The organism is Pseudomonas sp. IzPS59, from assembly GCF_014863505.1.
Classification (GTDB): Bacteria; Pseudomonadota; Gammaproteobacteria; order Pseudomonadales; family Pseudomonadaceae; genus Aquipseudomonas; species Aquipseudomonas kribbensis.
In genome coordinates, this window is record NZ_CP062251.1 from 1,399,598 (window position 1) to 1,420,593 (window position 20,996).

Consider the following 20,996-nt stretch of genomic DNA (forward strand, 5'->3'; position numbering starts at 1 on the left):
TGCACCGATGACAACCGCCGTACTCGATACCCTCGTCGCGGTGCGGCGAACCGCAATGGACCTGCTCGCACGCCGCGAGCACGGTCGAGTTGAACTGACGCGTAAACTGCGTCAGCGCGGCGCTCCACCCGAAATGATCGAAACAGCTCTCGACCGATTGACGGAAGAAGGGCTGCTTTCCGAAGCCCGTTATCTGGAAAGCTTTGTTTCTTATCGCGCCCGTTCAGGTTACGGCCCGTTACGGATTCGTGAGGAACTCAGTCAGCGCGGCCTGCAGCGTGCCGATATCGAACTCGCCTTGCGTGAGAGCGCTATCAACTGGCAGGAGCAGCTGACAGACACGTGGCAACGGAAGTTCTCCGGACAGCTTCCCGCCGACGCCAAGGAGCGAGCCAGACAAGGCCGGTTCCTGGCGTATCGGGGGTTCTCGATGGAGATGATCAACCGCTTGTTCAGCGGCAGAGGGATGGACGATTAAATCGGTTCCAGCTTCAATCAAAAAATAAAAAAGCGGCCCGCTATCGAAATAGCGGGCCGCTTTTTTTTGCCTTCAGATTACCTTCGACGGTTCGCGGGAGGGTTGCGCCGTTTGTGGTCTGGATTGGGCCCAGTTCTCCGGCAGGTTGATGAAGTCCACCAGTTCCCGCAGGCGCCCATGGTCCCGGGCGTTGAAGGCGAAGGACAGTCGCGCCAGATGGCTGAATTGCGCCTCGTCGTGCTCCTCAGCGCTGTAGGCGTGTTGATGGAACCGGTCGCTCAGGCACAGATCGGCGAAGGCTTCCTGCATGTGGTCCAGTGCCCGGTCGCTGAGCCTGTTGTTCATGCGAATCACGAACTGCCGTTTGAGCCAGCGGCTGGAGTGGAAGTTGCCGTAGAACTGATTGATCTGTTCCACCGCCTCTTCAACGCTGTAGACCAGACGCATCAACTTCAGGTCAGTTGGCAGGATGTAACGGTTGTCCTCCAGTTGCTGGCGAATGAAATCCAGTGCCCCTTGCCAGAATGTGCCGCCCGGCGCGTCCAGCAGCACCACCGGCACCAGCGGGCTTTTGCCGGTCTGGATCAGGGTCAGCACTTCCAGCGCTTCGTCCAGCGTACCGAAACCGCCGGGGCACAGCACCAGTGCATCGGCCTCTTTGACGAAGAACAGTTTGCGCGTAAAGAAAAAGTGGAATGGCAGCAGATTCCCGGTGCCGTCCACGGTAGGGTTGGCGTGCTGTTCGAAGGGCAGGGTGATGTTGAATCCAAGGCTGTTGTCGCGGCCGGCTCCTTCATGGGCGGCGGCCATGATTCCACCACCGGCACCGGTGATGACCATCATGTCTGACCGGGCCAGGGCTGCGCCCAGTTCACGGGCCATGGCGTACAGCGGATGCTCGACGGGCGTGCGCGCCGAGCCGAATACGGTGACCTTGCGCCGGCCCTTGAACTGTTCGAGCGTGCGAAACGCCTGTTCCAGTTCACGCAGGGCTTGCAGGGTGATCTTGGCATTCCAGCGATTGTGATCTTCCTGGGCCATGCGCAGCACGGTCAGGATCATGTCGCGGTAGATGGGAATGTTCGGGCTGTTGGGGGAAACCAGGTTGAGTTGTTCTTCGACCTTGCCGGTAAGGTCGTGGCCGCTTTCCTGAAAATGACGGCTGAGCAGGTCATTCGGTTGGTAAGGCATGCAACTTCTCCTTCTGCACAGAGCCTTCGGCCCTGACGTGCGGCGTCAGTGCCGCGCTGCAAGAAAAACAAACGTCCGGCAGCTCCTTTCCTGCCGTTGATAAAATGATCGGGAATACTTTGAATCTAGACCCTCAAAGCATTTCTCGCTCATTGAGCATTGCGCCACAAAGTCTTGCCTGGCAACTGCTTATTGTCGTTTTGCGAAGTGCTTTCACCGCTCGTCCGATGGCGCACCGAGGGCAAAATGCTCTGATTTACTAAGTTAAAGGCGCCGTACGACAACTTTGCGTCAGCGAGCGTACGCAAGGTGCACGCGATTCAAGGATTTGCGGGTGGCAAGGAGGCGGGACACATGACCAGAGTCATTCTGGAGATCGATACGCAGCTGTATCGAATGTTGAAGGCATCGGCCGAGACCAATCGTGTCAGTCTCGAAGAGGAGTGCTGCCGACGTCTTTCGGGAGGGGAGCGCCGCTCGCGCTATCTGCAGGCCTTGCTGGCCGAACTGCGCGCCGAGGATGAACAGCGGCGCGCCAATTCTCGTTGATTACTTCTTCTTCGCCGGACCCGCTTTCGGGCAGTCCGATTCCTGATAGCTGGCCGAACCGATCGCCCGGTTGGTCTTCACTTCACTGAAGTCATAACGCATCACGGCGCCCTTGGCCATCAGCTTGCGGTACGACGGGTTGTTGCAGACCGAAGCACCCAGCTGGAAATACACGGCTTTGGGGTCGGCGCGCATCTTCTCGGCATGGCTTGCCTGGACGCTCAGGTGGTTGATCAGCGTGGTGCCTTCGACGGTGTAACCCTGATCGAGGATGTCTTCGTTGATCGCCCGTGGTGTACCGACGCTGCTTTGGGCGGCGACGTTTTGCAGCTCTTTGTTCAGGTTCTGCTCTTTCAGGGATGCAGCCTGTGCGCTGAAGGACAACGCCAGCGCAATGGCCGCGGTAGGAACGATAAGGCGCAGCATGAAACTCTCCTGATTCAGTGACTGGTGGTTCGACCAGCCCCGGGGCTGTGCGTTCAGTGGCGGCGAATTATAGGGGAGCCGGTCGGGAGGGTACAGGCTTGTGCCCGTTGCTCTGATAAACTGCCGGCCTTTATTGCCTTGCCGAGAGTTGTTCGTGTCGAGTTTTCCTGTCAGTCGGCGTCGCCCGCAATGAACCATGCCCCCAACGCCGTGGCCCGCCTGCGCGATCAGCGCGAGGACGAGGGCATCAAGCCGATTCAGGCCCGCGGCTTTCGCTCCGAGCGTTGCCGCGACTGCCGGGTGATCATCAGTCATTGCCTGTGCGCCTGGCGCCCGACCGTTGAAACCCGCTCCGGTGTCTGCCTGATCATGACCGGCAAGGAAGTGTTCAAGCCGAGCAACACCGGTTGGCTGATCGCCGACATCGTGCGGGACAATCATGCCTTCATCTGGTCGCGAACCGAACCTGACGAACAACTGCTGGCGCTGCTGAACGACCCGCAATGGCAGCCGTATCTGGTGTTTCCCGGCGAGTACGTCGAGCCTTCGCGGGTCACCAACACCGTGGATCTCGATAGCAGCAAGCGTCCGTTGTTCATTCTGCTGGACGCGACCTGGACCGAGGCGCGCAAGATTTTCCGCAAGAGCCCGTACTTCGATCGCCTGCCGATCCTCAGTCTGTTACCCGACAAACTGTCGCGTTATCGCCTGCGTCGTTCGACCCGCAGCGAGCACCTGTGCACCGCCGAAGTCGCGGCGCTGTGCCTGGAACTGGCGGGCGACACGGATGCCGCCTCGGCGCTGGACGCCTATTTCGATGTGTTCAGCCAGCATTACCTGGGCGCCAAGCAGCAGCTTGAGGTGAATGTGTCGACACCGGCCCATGCCGAGTTGCTGCCTTTTATAGCCAACCCGCAGCCGGTGCCGGCCTGATCCTGGCCCATACTGCTAAAGCAGTGGCCGTGTTGCTTGACCACCCCGGCTTCGCTGGGCATGCTTGGCGCCGATTGGGGTGCGGCCAAGGTTTGAAACGCCGTTTTTTGTCCGTGATTGGCGTTGAACGTGCCCCTGTGGATGCCGCTGCACAAGCGCCGGCATCTTGATTTGCCTTGGTGAGCCCCGAATGCATCGGGTCTGCCATCAAAAACAGGATCATTTGAAAAATGGCCACATACGACATCCTGATTGCCGATGATCACCCTCTTTTTCGTAGCGCACTGCATCAAGCGGTGACGATGGGCCTTGGTCCGGATGTACGAATGGTGGAAGTGGCGAGCATCGCCGAGCTGGAGACGCGCCTGACCGAGAAGGCCGACTGGGATCTGGTGCTGCTGGACCTGAACATGCCGGGCGCCTTCGGGTTTTCCGGGCTGGTGATGCTGCGCGGTCAGTACCCGCAGATTCCGGTGGTGATGGTCTCGGCGCAGGAAGAAGCTTCGGTGATGGTCAAGTCGCGGGAGTTCGGTGCCAGCGGTTTCATTCCCAAGTCGAGCGACCTGAGCGTGATTCAGGAAGCGGTGCGCAAAGTGCTGGATGGCGATGTGTTCTGGCCGCCCCAGGCGTTCGAAGCCGTCAGCGTATCCGACGAGGCCAAAGCCGCCAGCGATGGTCTTGCGAGCCTTACGCCCCAGCAGTTCCGGGTGTTGACCATGGTCTGTGAAGGCCTGCTCAACAAGCAGATTGCCTATGAGTTGAGTGTGTCGGAAGCGACCATCAAGGCCCACGTCACGGCGATCTTTCGCAAGCTGAACGTGCGGACTCGCACCCAGGCGGCTTTACTCTTGCAACAACTTGAGTCAATTCCAAGCCAGTAAAGGCTGGCGTCTTCACGCTTTTTTGACTTTCGTTGAACTAGCTTCCCCACTTCTTTTTGGTCGGTTGTTTACTTTATGTCACCTTTCAAGGGCCAGACGGGCCTGAAACGCATCCTCAACGCTTCCGGTTACTCGCTGGACGGCCTGCGCGCAGCCTTCACCGGCGAAGCGGCGTTTCGTCAGTTGGTGCTGCTTAACGTGGTGCTGATTCCACTGACGTTCTTCCTGAACGTCAGCCGTGTCGAGCAGGCGTTGCTGATTGCCGTGTGCCTGCTGGCGCTGATCGTCGAGCTGCTGAACTCTGCGGTGGAGGCGGCCATCGACCGCATTTCCCTGGAACTGCACCCGCTGTCCAAGAACGCCAAGGACATGGGCAGCGCCGCGCAATTCGTGGCACTGAGCATGATTGCCCTGGTATGGGCGGTGATTCTGCTTTAAGCGATTGTCGGCAGGACGATCTCGTCGCTGCGCTGGACCCCGGCGGTGAAGGCGCGGCACAGATCGAGAAACTCGCGCATGGCGGAAGTCTGGTACTTCTGTTTGTGCCAGATGAAATAGAACTGCCGCGCCAGATCCAGATCCGGCGTCTCCACCGGCACCAGGCTGCCGCGCCGAAAGGCATCGCGTAGTGCCAGGCGCGAGATGCAGCCAATCCCCAGACCAGATTCCACGGCGCGCTTGATCGCTTCCGTGTGTTCCAGCTCCAGACGAATATTCAGCGCACTGCGATGGTGACGCATGGCCTGATCGAAGGTCAGGCGGGTACCGGAGCCTTGTTCGCGCAGAATCCACGCTTCGTGGGTCAACTCCTCCATGGTCGCGCTGCCGCGTTTGGCCAACGGATGCTGCGGGGCGCAGAACACCACCAGTTCATCCTCGACCCAGCTCTGCACTTCGATGTCCGGGTGGCTGCAATCGCCTTCGATTAGACCCAGATCAATTTCGTAATGCGCCACTTGTTGCACGATATTGGCAGTGTTCTGCACATGCAGCTTCACCTGGCTTTCCGGGTGACGTTGCATGAAGCCGCCGATCAGCAACGTCGCCAGGTAATTGCCGATGGTCAGGGTCGCGCCCACCGACAGCGAGCCGAAACCGGATTTGCCGTTGAGCAGGTCTTCGATTTCCTTGGCCTGATCAAGCATGGCCACCGCTTGCGGCAGCAATTGTTTGCCGAGGGCGTTGAGGCTCAGGCGTTTGCCGGCGCGGTCGAACAGCTGGCAGCTGGATTGACGCTCCAGTTCGGTGATGGAAGTGCTGGCGGCCGATTGCGACAGGTTGAGCAGACCCGCAGCACGGGACACGCTCTCCTGCTGGGCGACAGCGACGAAGACTTGCAGTTGACGAAGAGTAAATCGCATATCGATATAACCGATAACCCTTATCTTAATAATCCAGTTAACAGATATTGTCGGCGCTATTAGAATGCGATGCAATTGCGCACCGTCGGCATCCTTCAACGCGAGCCGGGCAAGCGCAGATCAATCTCCAGGAGTCCCACGTACATGAGCAACATGAACCACGAGCGTGTCCTCAGTGTTCATCACTGGAACGACACTCTGTTCAGCTTCAAGTGCACCCGCGATCCGGGCCTGCGCTTCGAGAACGGTCAGTTCGTGATGATCGGCCTGCAACAGCCAAATGGCCGCCCGCTTATGCGCGCTTACTCGATCGCCAGCCCGAACTGGGAAGAGCATCTCGAGTTCTTCAGCATCAAGGTGCCTGATGGTCCGCTGACCTCCCAGTTGCAGCACCTGAAGGAAGGCGACGAGATCATCATCTCGAAGAAACCTACCGGCACCCTCGTTCTGGACGACCTGAACCCGGGCAAGCACCTGTACCTGCTGAGCACCGGCACCGGTCTGGCGCCGTTCATGAGCGTGATCCAGGACCCTGAAACCTACGAGCGCTTCGAGAAAGTGATCCTGGTTCACGGCGTTCGTTACGTCAACGAAGTCGCCTATCGCGAATTCATCACCGAGCACCTGCCGCAGAACGAGTTCTTCGGCGAGGCGCTGCGTGACAAGCTGATCTACTACCCGACCGTGACTCGCGAGCCGTTCGAGAATCAGGGCCGTCTGACTGACCTGATGCGCAGCGGCAAGCTGTTCAGCGACATCGGCCTGCCACCGATCAACCCGCAGGACGACCGCGCGATGATCTGCGGCAGCCCGAGCATGCTCGACGAGACCAGCGAAGTGCTCGACAGCTTCGGCCTGAAGATCTCGGCGCGTATGCGCGAGCCGGGTGACTACCTGATCGAGCGCGCGTTCGTCGAGAAGTAATCCCGACGATGCCAAAGAAAAGCCCGCGTTGCCTGAGAAGGCAGCGCGGGCTTTTTCGTGTTTGGAATTCAGTCAGCGGCGGGGATGACTTCCAGGACGCGGATCTGCTCCGGTGTCGGGTAATGCCAGCGCACGTCCAGATCCCAGAACTGCGCGCCGTATTCGCGCTCTGGCGCGGGCGTCTGATAGGCCGGGCGCGGATCCTGGGCCAGGCATTGCTCGATCAGCTCGACCAGAGGCTCGGCGAGGCGCTGAGCGTGTATGTGCGCCTGTTGCAGCGCCGCGTCCGTCCACTGCACGTCGATCAGGTGCGGCGCGGCACTGGCGATGCTGTTGGAGGCCTCGGGGATGATGTCGGCGTAAGGCACGTAGGGTTTGATATCGAGAATCGGCGTGCCGTCCAGTAGATCAATGCCGGAGATGAACAAACGATTGGCCTCGACCTTGTCCAGTTTCACCACTGACTGGCCGATACCGTTCGGCCGATGCGTGGCGCGGGTGGCAAACACCCCCATGGACTTGTTGCCGCCCAGGCGCGGAGGGCGGACTTTCAGTCGCGGCTTGTCTTCCAGCGCCTGATGGAACAGGAACAGCAGCCAGACATGGCTGACCTGCTCCAGTCCCTGCACCGCATCGCCCTGGTCGAACGGTGCCACCAGCTCCAGCACGCCACGGGCGGCGGGGGCCAGTTGCGGCTGGCGCGGGATGGCGAACTTCTCCTTGAAGCAGGAGCGGACGAAGCCGATGGGGGAAACGCTGTAAGTCATGGTTTGCATTCGAAACGGAGCAGGGCGGGCATGATAACCCGCCCGACCCGGTCACTGACCTAAAGACTGAACCCGCCATCCAGCGGTATCACATTCCCGGTCATGTAGGCCCCGGCGGTACTCGCCAGACTGATCGCCAGCGCCGCCATCTCTTCCTCGCGGCCCCAGCGTTTCATCGGGATCAGCGCGGTGTCCTCGGCCAGTGCCTGCTGGTCGTTGCCGATGTGCTGGGTCATCTTGCTCGGAAAACGGCCCGGCGCGATGACGTTGACGTTGATGTGCTGGCTCACCAGTTCCCGGGCAAGAATCCGCGACAGTTGATGCAGGGCCGCTTTGCTTGGCCCGTAGGCATAGGCCTGCTCGCCGAACGAAGAAATCCCCGCCACCGAGCCGATGTTGATGATCCGCGCCGGATTCGCTGCCGAACCGGCCTTGCGCAGCAGCGGTAGAAACTGCTGGATGCAACTGAACACCGAAGTCACGTTGAGCTGCATGACCTTCTCCCAGCCCTTGACCGGGTAGCTCTCCAGCGGCGCACCCCAGGTGGTGCCGGCGTTGTTCACCAGAATGTCCAGATGAGTGATCTGCTCGCCCAGCCGGGCCGCCAGTTCTTTTACACCCTCTTCGGTCGCCAGATTCGCCGCCACGCCCTCACAAGTGCCCAACGCACTGAGTTCTTCAGCGGTCTGATGACAGGCTTCAGCGTCACGGGAGCAGACGTAGACACGGGCGCCGGCCTCGACAAAGGCCTTGGCGATCATTTTGCCGATACCACGGGTGCCGCCGGTCACCAGGGCGGTGCGGCCTTGCAGGGAGAAATACGGGTGCATGGCGAATCCTGAGGGCTAGGGTTCAGTACACCCTAGTCGCCGGCCGCGAAAAGCGGAGCCACTATTTTTCGAGGGAATGGAGGGGCATGCATGAAAACGGCGACCGAAGTCGCCGTTTTTTCAAGGATCAGCCGCGAATGCGCAGCGTCAGGCCCTTGAGGAAATTGCGCAGCAACTGGTCGCCGCACGGGCGGTAGTTGGTGTGGCCGACCTTGCGGAACAGCGCGCTCAGCTCAGGCTTGGACACCGGGAAATCGGCAGCCTTGAGGATCGCATGCATGTCGTCTTCTTTCAGTTCGAAGGCCACGCGCAGTTTTTTCAGGATGATGTTGTTGGTCACCGGCACTTCGATGGGCTGCGGCGGACGGCTTTCGTCCTTGCCGCGCTTGAAGATCACCAGACCGTCGAGGAAGTGCGCGATGACTTCATCCGGGCAGCGCACGAAACCTTCTTCGTCTTCTTCTTTCTTGTCGAGCCAGGTCACCACGTCGGCGAGGGTCACGTCCATGCCGCCGAGTTTGATGATTTCGACGACTTTCTTGTCGCTGATGTCGAGCATGTAGCGCACGCTGCGCAGTACGTCGTTATGAACCATGTTTGCAATCCTGATCGTTCGCTGTGGGCACCGCGCAGGCGCGATGCCGGAATGTGTGGCGGCAACGGAGGCCTTAGAACTTCTCTTTGCCGGACAGGTAGCGCCATTGGCCGGCCGGCACCTTGCCGATCGATACGCCGCCGATGCGGATACGGCGGATGCCGACGACCTTCAGGCCGACCGCTTCGCAGAACTGGGCGATGATCCCCGGCTGCGGGTTCTTCATGGCGAAGCGCAGGCGGTTTTCGTTCTGCCAGCTGGCCTTGACCGGCGGCAGCTCCTTGCCCTTGTGGGTGAGGCCGTGCTGCAGGCGATTGAGGCCGTGGGCGACCATTTCGCCTTCGACTTCAACGACGTATTCCTGCTCGATCTTGGCCGCGTCGGCGGTGAGCTTGCGCAGCACCTTCCAGTCCTGGGTGAACACCAGCAGGCCGCTGGCCTTGGGTTGCAGGTCGGCGCTGGCGGTCAGGCGCAGGAAGTGCCCGCGCAGCGGACGCTTGCCGTAGCGGTGTTCTTCGCTGAGGGTGTCGGCGCTCAGCGACTGCATCGCAGTGTCGACATCCATGCCCGCCGGCACGTTGAGCAGGATGGTCACCGGCTCCGGCGCGGTGGCCTTGGCGTCCTTGTCGAGCTCGACTTTCTGGTCGCCGACCTTGAACTGCGGCTCGTCGATGACCTCGCCGTCCACGGTGACCCAGCCGCCCTCGATGAACAGCTCGGCCTCCCGGCGGGAGCAACCGACCAGTTCGATGAGGCGTTTGGAGAGGCGAATCGGGTCAGTCATGACAGGGCCGTAACAAAAAAGGGGTGGGCATTGTACCTGCCTGGCGCCGGTTAATCGCGATTGCATTTGTACCGTGTGGCTTTTAGCCGCGTACGGCCCGCTGTTCCGGCTGTTTCTGACGCATGTGCAGCAGAGGATAAGGCTGGCCCATGCCATCGACTTCCGACCGGCCGATCACCTCGAACCCCTGCTTGAAGTAAAAGCCCAGGGCCTGCGGGTTCTGCTCGTTGACGTCCAGTTCATCGGCGTTCAGGTGTTCCATGGCGTATCTCAGTAGCTTCTTGCCCAGGCCCTGGCCGCGATGCTCGGGGTCGATGAACAGCATTTCGATCTTGCCCGCCGCCACGCCGGCAAACCCGGTGATGCGCTGGTGGCTGTCCCTGGTGCAGATCAGCATCACCGCATCGAGGTAGCGGGTCAGCACCAGATTGCGCAGCAGCTCGATATAGCTGTCCGGCAGAAAATCATGTGTGGCACGAACCGAGGCCTCCCAGACCCGGGTCAGTTCCTGATAATCGCTGAGTTTCGGCGTGTGAATGACCGAATGGTGGCGCATGCCCGATAGCCTCTTTGTCATTTATGAGGGAGTCCTTCCCCTCACAAACGATAGCCGTAAAAAAGCCCCGCATCTCGTAAAAGAGAGCGGGGCTTTTTGTATTTTTCGCGTTTAGATCTGTTCGGCCCAGAGGTCGTATTCGTCGGCGTCGGTCACCTTGCACCAGACCTTGTCGCCCGGCTTGAGGTTGCTGCCGTTGTCGATGAACACGTTGCCGTCGATTTCCGGGGCGTCAAAGAAGCAGCGGCCGACTGCGCCTTGCTCGTCGACTTCGTCCACCAGCACTTCGATTTCACGGCCGATGCGCATTTGCAGGCGGGCCGAGCTGATTTCCTGCTGGTGCGCCATGAAGCGCTCCCAGCGATCCTGCTTGACGTCGTCCGGGACGATGTCGAGGTTCAGGTCATTGGCCGGTGCGCCTTCGACCGGCGAGTACTGGAAGCAGCCGACGCGGTCGAGCTGGGCTTCGGTCAGCCAGTCCAGCAGGTACTGGAAGTCTTCTTCGGTTTCGCCGGGGAAGCCGACGATGAAGGTCGAACGGATGATCAGGTCCGGGCAGATTTCGCGCCAGTTCTTGATCCGCGCCAGCGTCTTGTCTTCGAACGCCGGGCGTTTCATCGACTTCAGGACTTTCGGGCTGGCGTGCTGGAACGGGATGTCCAGGTACGGCAGGATCTTGCCGGCGGCCATCAGCGGGATCAGCTCGTCGACGTGCGGGTACGGGTAAACGTAGTGCAGACGGACCCAGACGCCGAGGGTGCTCAGCGCTTCGCACAGTTCGGTCATGCGAGTCTTCACCGGCGCGCCGTTCCAGAAACCGGTGCGGTATTTGACGTCAACGCCGTAGGCGCTGGTGTCCTGGGAAATCACCAGCAGCTCTTTGACGCCGGATTTGACCAGACGCTGGGCTTCGTCGAGCACGTCGCCGACCGGACGGCTGACCAGTTTGCCGCGCATCGACGGGATGATGCAGAAGCTGCAGCTGTGGTTGCAGCCTTCGGAAATCTTCAGGTACGCGTAGTGACGCGGGGTCAGCTTGATGCCTTGCGGCGGCACCAGGTCGATCAGCGGGTTGTGATCCTGTTTCGGCGGCACGACTTCGTGCACGGCGTTGACCACTTGCTCGTACTGCTGCGGACCGGTGACGGCCAGCACGCTCGGGTGCACGTCACGGATGTTGCCTTCTTCGACGCCCATGCAGCCGGTCACGATGACCTTGCCGTTTTCCTTGATCGCTTCGCCGATGACTTCCAGGGATTCGGCCTTGGCCGAGTCGATGAAGCCACAGGTGTTGACCACGACCACGTCGGCGTCCTGATAGGTGGACACCACGTCATAGCCTTCCATGCGCAGCTGGGTCAGGATGCGCTCGGAGTCGACCAGTGCTTTCGGGCAACCCAGAGATACGAAGCCAACCTTTGGATTGGCCGGCGCAGGAGTGGTGGACATGTCTAACCTCGGTATTTTGTGACGCCGCTTGCCTGATGGCGGAAGCCGACGGACGGGCGCTTGAACTGCGCCTCTGATCAAAAAGTGCGCAATTCTAGCGATGAGCAGCGCACTTGACCAGCTTTATGCAGGGAAATACGACGAGTGCTGCGCTATGCTTCGCGCCGTTGGGCTTTACCAATTTTTTACAGTCAACAAAACGACTGTAACAACAGGTAAAACAGCGCATGCTGCATCAAAAAGCATAGTGCTTCGTTCAAAGAAGCCGGTCTGGAAATCAGGAGTGTTGGATGGGTCAGGCAAGTAGTCAGGCGGCGGGCGCCGAGCATTCGGCTGCAAAACCGCTGAGCATGCTGGTCGCGGCAGTCGGGGTAGTTTACGGCGACATCGGCACGAGCCCGTTGTACACCCTCAAAGAAGTGTTTTCCGGCGGTTACGGCGTACCCGTCAATCACGATGGAGTGCTGGGCATTCTGTCGCTGATCTTCTGGTCGCTGATCTGGGTTGTATCGATCAAGTACATGATGTTCGTCCTGCGCGCCGACAACCAGGGCGAAGGCGGGATCATGGCACTGACCGCGCTGGCGCGGCGGGCGGCAGGGGAGCGCAGGAAGTTGCGTTCGCTGCTGGTGGTCTGCGGCCTGATCGGCGCGGCGCTGTTCTACGGCGACAGCATGATCACCCCGGCGATTTCCGTACTCTCGGCCATTGAAGGTCTGGGTCTGGCGTTTGACGGGATCGACCACTGGGTGGTGCCGCTGTCGCTGGTGGTGCTGGTGGGCCTGTTCCTGATCCAGCGTCATGGTACGGCGCGGATCGGCATTCTCTTCGGGCCGATCATGGTCACCTGGTTCCTGGTGCTCGGCGCCCTCGGCGTCTATGGCATCAGCCATTCCCCGGAAGTGCTGAAGGCGCTGAACCCGATCTGGGCCATCCGTTTCTTCATGGTGCATGCCGGCATGGGCGTGGCGATCCTCGGCGCCGTGGTGCTGGCGCTGACCGGTGCCGAAGCGCTGTACGCCGACATGGGCCACTTCGGTCGCAAGCCGATCGCCCGGGCATGGTTCCTGCTGGTGCTGCCGGCGCTGGTGCTCAACTACTTCGGTCAGGGCGCCTTGCTGCTGGACAACCCTGAAGCGGCGCGCAACCCGTTCTATCTGCTGGCGCCGAGCTGGGCGCTGATTCCGCTGGTGGGTCTGTCGACCCTGGCTACGGTGATCGCCTCGCAAGCGGTGATCTCCGGTGCGTTCTCCCTGACCCGTCAGGCGATCCAGCTCGGCTACATTCCGCGCATGTACATCCAGCACACCTCCAGCGATGAGCAGGGGCAGATCTACATCGGTGCGGTGAACTGGACGCTGATGGTCGGTGTGGTCCTGCTGGTGCTGGGCTTCGAGTCTTCCGGCGCCCTGGCCTCGGCCTACGGCGTGGCGGTGACCGGGACCATGCTGATGACCACCATTCTGGTTTCGGCGGTCATGCTGTTGCTGTGGAAATGGCCTCCGGTGCTGGCCGTGCCGGTGCTGATCGGCTTCCTGCTGGTGGACGGCCTGTACTTCGCCGCCAACGTGCCGAAGATCGTCCAGGGCGGTGCGTTCCCGGTGGTCGCCGGTATCGCCTTGTTCATCCTCATGACCACCTGGAAGCGCGGCAAGCAATTGCTGGTCGAGCGCCTGGACGAAGGCGCATTGCCGCTGCCGATCTTCATCAGCAGTATCCGCGTGCAGCCGCCACATCGCGTGCAGGGCACCGCCGTATTCCTGACTGCGCGCTCCGACGCGGTGCCGCATGCGCTGTTGCACAACCTGCTGCACAACCAGGTCTTGCACGAGCAGGTGGTGCTGCTGACCGTAGTCTACGAGGACATCCCGCGTGTGCCGCCATCGCGCCGCTTCGAAGTCGAGGCCCACGGCGAAGGCTTCTTCCGGGTGATCCTGCACTTCGGCTTCACTGACGAACCGGACGTGCCGCAGGCGTTGAAGCTGTGTCATCTGGACGACCTGGACTTCAGCCCGATGCGCACCACCTACTTCCTCAGCCGCGAAACGGTCATCGCCTCGAAACTCGAAGGCATGGCCCGTTGGCGTGAAGCGCTGTTTGCGTTCATGTTGAAGAATGCCAACGGCAACCTGCGGTTCTTCAATCTGCCGCTGAACCGGGTGATTGAATTGGGGACGCAGGTGGAGATGTAGGTTCTGCCTCGAATGAAAAGCCCCCGTCAGCCTTTTGGCTGGCGGGGGCTTTTTCGTTTCTGTGCCGTTTACATGCTTTCGGGCAATTCTGCTTCAGACTCGGTTTTCGTCCGCGTTACTCGTGGCATCAGGGATTTCGTCACATCATCCATCAAGGCCTTGCCCATGATTGTCAGGTAATGCGCAGCCCAGGCGTGGCGGTCGTTTTCCTTGTCATAGGCGGCATCCTCGGCGAAGGATTTGGCGAGGAACAACAGATCTGAAGCCTGTGACAGGGCTTCGAAGATGGGGACGCCAGAGCGGACGTTGAATAGCGCCATATCCGAGTTGTAGAGGAAAGAGGTAAAGCCGACTGTTGTGAGGTCTGAAGGTGATGAAGGACTTTGTTTGCTCATTGTTTCGCTCCATAAAACGAGGAGCTGCCGCATTCGTTACCACACGAATGGGTGGCAGCTGTACGCAGGGTGGTAAACCGGGGGAGCAAAGAAACCGGCAGACCCGAAGGTCTCCCACGCACAGCCGCCATGACTCGAATTGCAGGCGTAAAAACACCTGAGTCGTGTTGGGAATGCTGTTGCACTTTGCCTTGCCGGGTTACCACACCCGATCACTGAAATAGTCAGCGACCTCTGGAGAGTATCCCGTCGAAAAACAGCGCAACAGGGCGGCAAAGTGCCCAAACACGAGATTAGGAGTTTGCCTACAAGGTACTCGGACGTCATCTGATATTGCGCCACCGGAAGTAAGCGAAACTATGCGTCGGACAGAATCAATGCGCTAAGCAGGTGTTGATTCTTCAATTAGCTTCGCTTGGCAACTGTCCTTTGTTCCAGGACTGAGGGCAGTTCGAGTGAAAGGCGGCATCTTGGAAAAGGGTGTTCATGAAGAAATGCTTGAAACAAGAAAGGCTGGATGAACGCGAGAGTCTCCGGGTTAAAGAGGTAGCCGAGGCACGATTGATCAATTTCAATCCGGCTCAAGCAATTAGCCATGACGACATGCGGGCGAGGTATGTCCAAGAAGCGCTGACAGTCAGCTGAGTTCTGTATGGTTCTCTGTGGGAGCTCCGAGAATGAAAAAGCCCCCGCAACCGTGAGGTTGCGGGGGCTTTTCATTGGAGCGCCTCAGATCACTCTGCAGGCTGATCCTTGCTCTGACGCTTCTCGATCAGATCCACCAACCGCTTGGCCAGTGCCGGGTAGTTCTCGTCGAAGTGGTGGCCGCCAGGCAGCTTGACCGCTTCGCCCACCGCGGTCTTGTCGGTGCAGCCGCTTTCATCCTTCTCTTCTTCGCCGTAGATGCACACGACCTTGGCCGGTGGCAGCTTGGCCATTTCCGGGCCGGTGGCGGCTTCTTTGCCGGCGTTGCCGAGCCAGCCTTCGACTTCGATTTCGAAGCTGCCGGTGCGGGCGAAGGCAAGCAGGATGATTGCGTCGACGCGTTGCTGCTCGGTTTCCGGCAGGCGGTTGTAGATGGCCGGCAGGACGTCGGCGCCGAACGAGTAACCGGTCAGGATGAAGCGTTTGGTGCCCCATTTCTGGCGGTAGTGCTGCATCAGTTCGGTCAGGTCCAGCGCGCTCTGTTCCGGGCTCTTGTGTTGCCAGTAGTAGCGCAGGGTGTCGATGCCGACCACCGGATAGCCAATCTTGGCCATTTCACCGGCCACGTCGCGGTCGAGATCTCGCCAGCCGCCGTCACCGGAGAGGAACAGGGTGACGGTGTCCTTGGCCTGGCCGGCCGGGACTTCCACCACCGGGATCTGCAGGCCGCCGTTGGCTTTGTCGCCACCGACGAGGATCTTGCGCAGTTCGTTGTTCAGCACTTGCGGCAGGTTGATGTCGTAGTCGCTGATGCTGGTTTCGGCGTTCGGTTGATCACGCACGAAACCGGCGCTGGTGTCGTCCGGGTTGTCGTTCCAGGCCACCAGCCAGTGGCCGTGGGCGGCGGATTTTGGCAGCAGGTGAGTGCAGCCGCCTTTTTCCAGGGCCAGATCGACCGACACGGCCTGGGCCTTGTCGTCCTTCTGTTCCGACAGCCAGCGCCAGGCCAGCACCGCGCCAGGGCCGATGCCGCTGACCAGGGTCGCCGGGCCGTTCAGTTCACGCAGACCGCTTTGCAGTGCGCGGCTTTGCAGCAGGCAGTCCTTGGGCAGAATCACCTGGACGATCTGCGCCGAGGCGCTGCGGCTCAGGGTGGTCAGCTGATTGTCGGTGAGTTTCTTGTCGTCCTCGACCGCCACCAGCACCTGGGCCTTGGGCTTGGTGCCGGGGATGACCCGGGTCATGACCGTGCCGTCAGCCGGCGTGAGCTGTTCGAGGGTCGGTTCCGGTGCCGGGCGTTTGAGGTACCAGTAACCGCCGCCGGCAATCACGGCCAGCACGATCAGTGCGGCCAGGATGTACTTCAGGGAGCGTTGAATCATCAGCGTTTCACCAATCCAGTCAAGCCGCCCGCGATCAGGGCAGCAGTATCGGCCAGTGCCACCAGCGGATCGAGTCCGGCGGGCACTGCCATATAACGGGGTTCCCAGTCAGGCTGGAACTTGTCTTTGAAGCGGCGCAAGCCTTGGAAGTTGTACAGCTGCTCACCACGGCGGAAAACCATCGAGCCCAGACGCTGGGTCAGCGGTGCACCACGACGGGGTTGCAACCCCGACAACGGCACCATGCCCAGGCTGAAACGCGCGTATCCGTGACTCTTATAATGTTGAATCAGACCGACCATCAAAAACTCCATGGTCAGCTTGGGGGCGTCCGGGTGCGAGCGCATCAGGTCGAGGCTGGCCAGGTCATGGCTGTAGGTCTCGAGCAGGTTGGCGAACGCCACCGGGCGGCCTTCGAAGCGAATCACCGCGATGCGGAAATGCTTCAGGTAATCGTCGCTGAAACGGCCGAGGGAGAAGCCTTTCTCGCGTACGTTCTTGCCGGTCAGCCAGGCATCGGAAATCACCTTGAGCTCATCCATCGGCGCCTGGCCCGGCTCGAAGATCTCCAGTGACAGACCGTCGCGGGTACCACGGTTCCAGGTGTAGCGCAGGTCCTTCATCTCCTTGCCCTTGGCATCCAGGTCAAAGCGATGCAGATCGACCCGGGCTTCTTCGCCCAGCTTGATCGCGGTCAGGCCGATGTCCATGTAGTACGGCAGGTTCTCGGCGCGCACTTGATAGAACACGGGACGGGCATGGTGGATGTCGCACAGGTCGCGGAACTGCCAGATCATTTCCGCCCGTTGCTGGCCGGGGCCGATCGGGTCGTACAGCGCCACCAGACTGCGGCCGCGACGGGCGTACATCAGGAAGGCTTCGTCGTTGGGATGGAACAGCAGCGCCTTGTCACCGGTCAGGGCCAGGCCGCCGTCCGGTTGCGAGGAGGCCATCAGCACCTTCGAGGCGCGCTCCAGTTCGTCCGGGGTCGGAAGATGAATCACCGGGCGGGCGGTGCGCAGCAGCCAGGTCAGGGCGATCACCAGCAACAGCACCGCAGCACCGAGCAGCGAACGCAGACCGCGCGGGGCATCGGCGTCGAGGGTGAACTGCCACCACAACTGATGGCTGTACGGCACGTCCTGGTAGGCGAACAGCAACAGCCAGGTCGAAGCGCCGAGTACGCACAGGCTCGCCACCAGATACAGCGGCGAGAACGGTACTTCGGTCAGACGGCTCGGGCGATAGAACGAACGACGGAACACCCCCAGCAGCGCGGCGGTGAGGGTCATCAGCGTGGCTTCTTCCCAGTCGAAACCCTTGAGCAGCGAGAGCAGGGCACCCACCAGCAGCAGAATGGTGGTCAGCATCCACGCCGCCGACAGTCGGCGACGCAGGCCCTGGGCGAGCATCAGGCACAGCACGCCGATCAGGCTGGCGCCGAAGTGCGAGGCGTCGACCAGGCGATGGGGAATCAAGTAGGCGATGTGTTCCAGGCGCGTGTCGATTTCAGGGGTGGCGCCGGAGAACAGCAGCACCACGCCGGACAGGAACACCAGCACCGCGAGGATCGGTGCAGCCAGACCGGAGGCGGCGCGCATGGTCTGGGTCTGGAACAGGCGCTGACCTTCGTTGATCAGCAGCAGTACGCAGGCCACCAGCAATGGCAGCACAACATAGATCATGCGATACAGCAGCAGGGCGGCGGCCAGTGGTGCTGCGCCGAGCTTGTCGGCGAAGGCCGCCAGCAGAATCGCTTCGAATACCCCGACACCGCCCGGTACATGGCTGAGCACGCCGGCCGCCAGGGCCAGCAGGTACACCAGCAGGAATGCGCCGAATGGCGGTGCTTCCGGCAGCAGCATGTAAAGCACGGTGGCGGCAGCGGCGACGTCGAGGGCGGTGATGACCAGTTGCAGGAATGTCAGGCGGCGGCCCGGCAGGCGCAGGGTGCGGCGGCCGACCTTGACCAGCAGGTTGTCGCGATAAGGCTGTTCCGGCAGACGCCGACGATAAATGCCCATGGCCAGAATTGCGCCGAGCAACAGCACGGCTGAGGCAATGGTTGCTAGCAGTCCTTCGGACAGGCCCAGGGCCTGGGAAGCGGCTGGCAGGTCACTCAGGGTGGCCAGCGCCGCCAGCGGGGGCAGGGCGCAGCCCAGCGACAGGCTGGCAAACAGGGTCATGTGCGCGACTTCCGAAGCGCCCAGGCCAAGCCGTGCATATAAACGGTAACGCACCGAGCCGCCGGACAGCATCGACAGGCCGATGGCATTGCCGATCGCGAATGCCGTGAAGCCACCGAGCGCCAGCGTGCGCGGCGGGATGGTCACGCCGGCATAGCGGCTGGCCGACCATTCGTAGCCCAGCAGAATGATGAAGCCGACGACGGTCGCGCCGAAAGCGCCCAGCAGGGCCGGCTTCGGCACGTCGAGAATCGAATCGTGCAAGGCATAGAGGTCGAGTTCGCTGAGCAGATGGCGACAGGCAATCAGCGCAATAGCGAACAACAGCAAAGTGACCGCCAGACCAATCGGTTGCCGGTATTTGCTGATTCGATCCAGCAAGCGCATGCGCTCGGGCTTGATCGATGGATTCACGGTGAGGGTGTCTTGTGGATCAGACGAGTTGGCGCGCATCAATCACCTCTTGGATTGTGCGCGACAGGATGGGGGTATCCAGCCAAGTTACCAATCCCTGTAGAAAAAAATAATCACAAAATACTACGCCTCTCGTCGGGTATCGGCGAGGGCAGGTCCCGGATTGCAGACCTCTTGCCTGCGACTCAAGCATAGTCGCAACTCGGCGGGTCTGAAGATCCTGAGCGGTTCACTGCACAGTGACAGATCATTGTTGCGAAAGGACTTTTTCCACAGATACAAAAAAGGCCACTCTTTCGAGCAGCCTTTTTTGATGTTTGGTTGCGGGAGCCGGATTTGAACCGACGACCTTCGGGTTATGAGCCCGACGAGCTACCAGACTGCTCCATCCCGCGTCTGTGTGGCGGCATTCTACAGGCGAACGGCGGGGTGTCAACCGTTAATCCCGCGAAGGGTCAAATAAGCGTGAAATCGCGTCAATCCGTCGCAGGAGGGCGGTAAGTTTCGGAATTGCAAAGAATTCCTGTTTGGCCCATAAGGTTGCTCGAATGAAAAACAGACGCGCACAAAAAAGGCCAATCTTTCGATTGGCCTTTTTCGATGTTTGGTTGCGGGAGCCGGATTTGAACCGACGACCTTCGGGTTATGAGCCCGACGAGCTACCAGACTGCTCCATCCCGCGTCTGTGTGGCGGCATTCTACAGAGGATCGCCGGGGTGTCAACCTTGAATCCGGATAAAATCTGTTCTGGTTCAATTGGTTAGCTATTTTTTGAGGCCGCCGGCGGGGCCGCAGGTCAGGCAGGGCGCGGGTTTCAGCTCTATTGGTCAGCGATTTCCGATTGAGAAAATAAATTCAACGGACGTTTCCTACCGCTGGAAAAGAACCTTCATACCACTGGTGCTATATACAGGTGTCAGTGAGATACTGCCCATCCGGCTTGCCACGTTTCCTTTTCTGTCATGACCCAGCGAAAAATCATCCACATCGACTGTGACTGTTTCTACGCCGCCATCGAGATGCGTGACGATCCGCGTCTGGCCGGCAAACCGCTGGCGGTGGGTGGTTCGGCAGACCGGCGCGGGGTGATCGCCACCTGTAACTATGAGGCGCGGGCTTACGGCGTGCGATCGGCGATGTCTTCCGGGCATGCCCTGAAACTGTGTCCGGACCTGACCATCGTCAAACCGCGAATGGACGCCTACCGTGAGGCATCGAAGGAAATTCACACGATCTTTCGCGATTACACCGACCTGATCGAACCGCTGTCGCTGGACGAGGCCTACCTCGATGTCTCGGACAGTGCGCATTTCGGAGGTAGCGCCACGCGGATTGCGCAGGACATCCGGCGCCGGGTTTCCAATCAATTGCACATCACGGTCTCGGCGGGGGTGGCACCGAACAAGTTTCTGGCCAAGATCGCCAGCGACTGGAAAAAGCCCAACGGCTTGTTCGTCATCACGCCGGATCAGGTCGAAGACTTTGTCAGTGGTCTGCCGGTGAGCAAGCTGCACGGCGTCGGCAAGGTCACTGCGGACAAACTGGGCAAGCTCGGTATCAACGACTGCTCGCAACTGCGCGAGTGGGACAAGTTGGCGTTGGTGCGCGAATTCGGCAGTTTTGGCGAGCGACTCTGGAGTCTGGCCCGTGGGATAGATGAGCGGCAGGTGCATAACGATAGTCGTCGTCAGTCGATCAGTGTCGAAAACACCTACGACGTGGATCTGCCGGATCTGCGCAGTTGCCTGGACAAGCTCCCTGAACTGTTGGAAACCCTGAAAACCCGCATGGCGCGGATCGACAGCAGCTACCGGCCGGGCAAGCCGTTCGTCAAAGTGAAATTCCATGACTTCACCCAGACCACGCTGGAGCAGGCCGGGGCAGGGCGGGATCTGGGCAGCTATCAGTTGATGTTGACGCAGGCGTTCAATCGCGGTGGTAAACCGGTGCGGCTGCTCGGGGTGGGTGTGCGGCTGGAGGATTTGCGCGGCGGTTTTGAACAAATGGAGCTGTTCGAGCGGTAGCGTAAATAAAAAAGCCCGAAACAGGTTCGGGCTC

At 60.4% G+C, this 20,996-nt stretch carries 20 protein-coding genes and 2 tRNA genes; 8 read left to right on the forward strand and 14 right to left on the reverse strand.

Features of this window, described 5'->3' with window-relative positions; genetic code table 11:
* The first annotated feature begins 7 nt into the window (after window positions 1-7).
* A complete protein-coding gene (recX, locus tag IF189_RS06175; RefSeq protein WP_134825691.1) occupies window positions 8-478 on the forward strand; it encodes a recombination regulator RecX in 471 nt (156 codons plus the stop codon).
* Window positions 479-550: 72 nt separating this feature from the next.
* Here the strand turns inward: recX and IF189_RS06180 are convergent, their stop codons facing one another.
* Window positions 551-1,669 carry a TIGR00730 family Rossman fold protein gene (locus tag IF189_RS06180; protein WP_134825692.1) on the reverse strand — a complete coding sequence of 373 codons (1,119 nt, stop codon included), beginning with the start codon at window positions 1,667-1,669 and terminating at the stop codon, window positions 551-553.
* Window positions 1,670-2,023: 354 nt separating this feature from the next.
* Here IF189_RS06180 and IF189_RS06185 point away from each other — a divergent pair, with 354 nt between their 5' ends.
* Window positions 2,024-2,218, forward strand: coding sequence for a hypothetical protein (locus IF189_RS06185; protein ID WP_134825693.1), 195 nt, complete (start codon window positions 2,024-2,026; stop codon window positions 2,216-2,218).
* Here IF189_RS06185 and IF189_RS06190 read toward each other — a convergent pair whose 3' ends face one another.
* Window positions 2,219-2,644, reverse strand: coding sequence for a PA3611 family quorum-sensing-regulated virulence factor (locus IF189_RS06190; RefSeq protein ID WP_085712902.1), 426 nt, complete (start codon window positions 2,642-2,644; stop codon window positions 2,219-2,221).
* Window positions 2,645-2,833: 189 nt separating this feature from the next.
* Here IF189_RS06190 and IF189_RS06195 point away from each other — a divergent pair, with 189 nt between their 5' ends.
* The 3 genes from IF189_RS06195 (at window position 2,834) to IF189_RS06205 (ending at window position 4,896) form a co-directional block, all read left to right on the forward strand.
* Window positions 2,834-3,577, forward strand: coding sequence for a tRNA-uridine aminocarboxypropyltransferase (locus tag IF189_RS06195; protein WP_085712903.1), 744 nt, complete (start codon window positions 2,834-2,836; stop codon window positions 3,575-3,577).
* 230 nt (window positions 3,578-3,807) lie between these two features.
* Window positions 3,808-4,458, forward strand: a complete 651-nt coding sequence (erdR, locus tag IF189_RS06200) for a response regulator transcription factor ErdR (protein ID WP_007954938.1) — start codon at window positions 3,808-3,810, stop codon at window positions 4,456-4,458.
* Window positions 4,459-4,533: 75 nt separating this feature from the next.
* Window positions 4,534-4,896, forward strand: coding sequence for a diacylglycerol kinase (locus IF189_RS06205; protein ID WP_003222276.1), 363 nt, complete (start codon window positions 4,534-4,536; stop codon window positions 4,894-4,896).
* On the opposite strand, the gene IF189_RS06210 is transcribed toward IF189_RS06205, so the two are convergent.
* Window positions 4,893-5,819 (reverse strand): LysR family transcriptional regulator, encoded by a 927-nt coding sequence (locus IF189_RS06210; RefSeq protein ID WP_085712905.1) that lies wholly within the window; start codon window positions 5,817-5,819, stop codon window positions 4,893-4,895. The two genes, IF189_RS06205 and IF189_RS06210, sit on opposite strands and share 4 nt — an antisense overlap.
* Before the next feature lie 144 nt (window positions 5,820-5,963).
* Here IF189_RS06210 and fpr point away from each other — a divergent pair, with 144 nt between their 5' ends.
* Window positions 5,964-6,743 (forward strand): ferredoxin-NADP reductase, encoded by a 780-nt coding sequence (gene fpr, locus IF189_RS06215; RefSeq protein ID WP_003222277.1) that lies wholly within the window; start codon window positions 5,964-5,966, stop codon window positions 6,741-6,743.
* Window positions 6,744-6,811: 68 nt separating this feature from the next.
* Here fpr and tsaA read toward each other — a convergent pair whose 3' ends face one another.
* The 6 genes from tsaA to rimO form a co-directional block, all read right to left on the reverse strand.
* On the reverse strand, window positions 6,812-7,510 hold the full coding sequence (tsaA, locus tag IF189_RS06220) for a tRNA (N6-threonylcarbamoyladenosine(37)-N6)-methyltransferase TrmO (protein ID WP_192552985.1): 699 nt from the start codon (window positions 7,508-7,510) through the stop codon (window positions 6,812-6,814).
* Window positions 7,511-7,569: 59 nt separating this feature from the next.
* The gene (locus IF189_RS06225) at window positions 7,570-8,340 is read right to left on the reverse strand and encodes an SDR family oxidoreductase (RefSeq protein ID WP_134825696.1); all 771 of its coding nucleotides are present in this window, start codon (window positions 8,338-8,340) and stop codon (window positions 7,570-7,572) included.
* A 127-nt stretch (window positions 8,341-8,467) separates the two neighbouring features.
* On the reverse strand, window positions 8,468-8,935 hold the full coding sequence (locus tag IF189_RS06230) for a DUF1456 family protein (RefSeq protein WP_114881683.1): 468 nt from the start codon (window positions 8,933-8,935) through the stop codon (window positions 8,468-8,470).
* Between the two features lie 73 nt (window positions 8,936-9,008).
* On the reverse strand, window positions 9,009-9,719 hold the full coding sequence (locus IF189_RS06235; RefSeq protein ID WP_134825697.1) for an rRNA pseudouridine synthase: 711 nt from the start codon (window positions 9,717-9,719) through the stop codon (window positions 9,009-9,011).
* A gap of 82 nt (window positions 9,720-9,801) precedes the next feature.
* Entirely contained in the window at window positions 9,802-10,275 is a 474-nt protein-coding gene (locus tag IF189_RS06240; protein WP_192552986.1) for a GNAT family N-acetyltransferase, read from the reverse strand.
* 111 nt (window positions 10,276-10,386) lie between these two features.
* Complete coding sequence (gene rimO, locus IF189_RS06245; protein ID WP_085712910.1) at window positions 10,387-11,724, reverse strand: 30S ribosomal protein S12 methylthiotransferase RimO; 1,338 nt, start codon at window positions 11,722-11,724, stop codon at window positions 10,387-10,389.
* A gap of 350 nt (window positions 11,725-12,074) precedes the next feature.
* Here rimO and IF189_RS06250 point away from each other — a divergent pair, with 350 nt between their 5' ends.
* Entirely contained in the window at window positions 12,075-13,916 is a 1,842-nt protein-coding gene (locus IF189_RS06250) for a potassium transporter Kup (protein WP_412546958.1), read from the forward strand.
* Between the two features lie 68 nt (window positions 13,917-13,984).
* On the opposite strand, the gene IF189_RS06255 is transcribed toward IF189_RS06250, so the two are convergent.
* From IF189_RS06255 to IF189_RS06275, 5 genes are all read right to left on the reverse strand, one after another.
* A complete protein-coding gene (locus IF189_RS06255) occupies window positions 13,985-14,311 on the reverse strand; it encodes a DUF3077 domain-containing protein (RefSeq protein WP_134825699.1) in 327 nt (108 codons plus the stop codon).
* A 734-nt stretch (window positions 14,312-15,045) separates the two neighbouring features.
* Entirely contained in the window at window positions 15,046-16,338 is a 1,293-nt protein-coding gene (locus tag IF189_RS06260) for a virulence factor family protein (protein WP_114881688.1), read from the reverse strand.
* The gene (gene mprF / locus IF189_RS06265; protein ID WP_085712914.1) at window positions 16,338-18,977 is read right to left on the reverse strand and encodes a bifunctional lysylphosphatidylglycerol flippase/synthetase MprF; all 2,640 of its coding nucleotides are present in this window, start codon (window positions 18,975-18,977) and stop codon (window positions 16,338-16,340) included. Before mprF ends, IF189_RS06260 begins: the two co-directional genes overlap by 1 nt.
* A gap of 279 nt (window positions 18,978-19,256) precedes the next feature.
* Window positions 19,257-19,333 (reverse strand) — tRNA-Met (locus tag IF189_RS06270).
* Between the two features lie 210 nt (window positions 19,334-19,543).
* A tRNA-Met gene (locus IF189_RS06275) sits at window positions 19,544-19,620 on the reverse strand.
* 280 nt (window positions 19,621-19,900) lie between these two features.
* Between IF189_RS06275 and dinB the strand changes: the two genes are divergently transcribed.
* Window positions 19,901-20,962 carry a DNA polymerase IV gene (gene dinB / locus IF189_RS06280; protein WP_114881690.1) on the forward strand — a complete coding sequence of 354 codons (1,062 nt, stop codon included), beginning with the start codon at window positions 19,901-19,903 and terminating at the stop codon, window positions 20,960-20,962.
* The last annotated feature ends 34 nt before the right edge of the window (window positions 20,963-20,996 follow it).

Bases quoted from the DNA above. Each gene is read 5' to 3' on its own strand.
- IF189_RS06240 (WP_192552986.1), bottom strand. From the start codon at position 10,275: ATGCGCCACCATTCGGTCATTCACACGCCGAAACTCAGCGATTATCAG.
- IF189_RS06235 (WP_134825697.1), bottom strand. From the start codon at position 9,719: ATGACTGACCCGATTCGCCTCTCCAAACGCCTCATCGAACTGGTCGGT.
- IF189_RS06255 (WP_134825699.1), bottom strand. From the start codon at position 14,311: ATGAGCAAACAAAGTCCTTCATCACCTTCAGACCTCACAACAGTCGGC.
- recX (WP_134825691.1), top strand. From the start codon at position 8: ATGACAACCGCCGTACTCGATACCCTCGTCGCGGTGCGGCGAACCGCA.
- IF189_RS06185 (WP_134825693.1), top strand. From the start codon at position 2,024: ATGACCAGAGTCATTCTGGAGATCGATACGCAGCTGTATCGAATGTTG.
- erdR (WP_007954938.1), top strand. From the start codon at position 3,808: ATGGCCACATACGACATCCTGATTGCCGATGATCACCCTCTTTTTCGT.
- IF189_RS06180 (WP_134825692.1), bottom strand. From the start codon at position 1,669: ATGCCTTACCAACCGAATGACCTGCTCAGCCGTCATTTTCAGGAAAGC.
- IF189_RS06225 (WP_134825696.1), bottom strand. From the start codon at position 8,340: ATGCACCCGTATTTCTCCCTGCAAGGCCGCACCGCCCTGGTGACCGGC.
- IF189_RS06250 (WP_412546958.1), top strand. From the start codon at position 12,075: ATGCTGGTCGCGGCAGTCGGGGTAGTTTACGGCGACATCGGCACGAGC.
- IF189_RS06230 (WP_114881683.1), bottom strand. From the start codon at position 8,935: ATGGTTCATAACGACGTACTGCGCAGCGTGCGCTACATGCTCGACATC.
- dinB (WP_114881690.1), top strand. From the start codon at position 19,901: ATGACCCAGCGAAAAATCATCCACATCGACTGTGACTGTTTCTACGCC.
- IF189_RS06205 (WP_003222276.1), top strand. From the start codon at position 4,534: ATGTCACCTTTCAAGGGCCAGACGGGCCTGAAACGCATCCTCAACGCT.
- fpr (WP_003222277.1), top strand. From the start codon at position 5,964: ATGAGCAACATGAACCACGAGCGTGTCCTCAGTGTTCATCACTGGAAC.
- tsaA (WP_192552985.1), bottom strand. From the start codon at position 7,510: ATGACTTACAGCGTTTCCCCCATCGGCTTCGTCCGCTCCTGCTTCAAG.
- IF189_RS06190 (WP_085712902.1), bottom strand. From the start codon at position 2,644: ATGCTGCGCCTTATCGTTCCTACCGCGGCCATTGCGCTGGCGTTGTCC.
- IF189_RS06260 (WP_114881688.1), bottom strand. From the start codon at position 16,338: ATGATTCAACGCTCCCTGAAGTACATCCTGGCCGCACTGATCGTGCTG.
- IF189_RS06210 (WP_085712905.1), bottom strand. From the start codon at position 5,819: ATGCGATTTACTCTTCGTCAACTGCAAGTCTTCGTCGCTGTCGCCCAG.
- mprF (WP_085712914.1), bottom strand. From the start codon at position 18,977: ATGCGCGCCAACTCGTCTGATCCACAAGACACCCTCACCGTGAATCCA.
- rimO (WP_085712910.1), bottom strand. From the start codon at position 11,724: ATGTCCACCACTCCTGCGCCGGCCAATCCAAAGGTTGGCTTCGTATCT.
- IF189_RS06195 (WP_085712903.1), top strand. From the start codon at position 2,834: ATGAACCATGCCCCCAACGCCGTGGCCCGCCTGCGCGATCAGCGCGAG.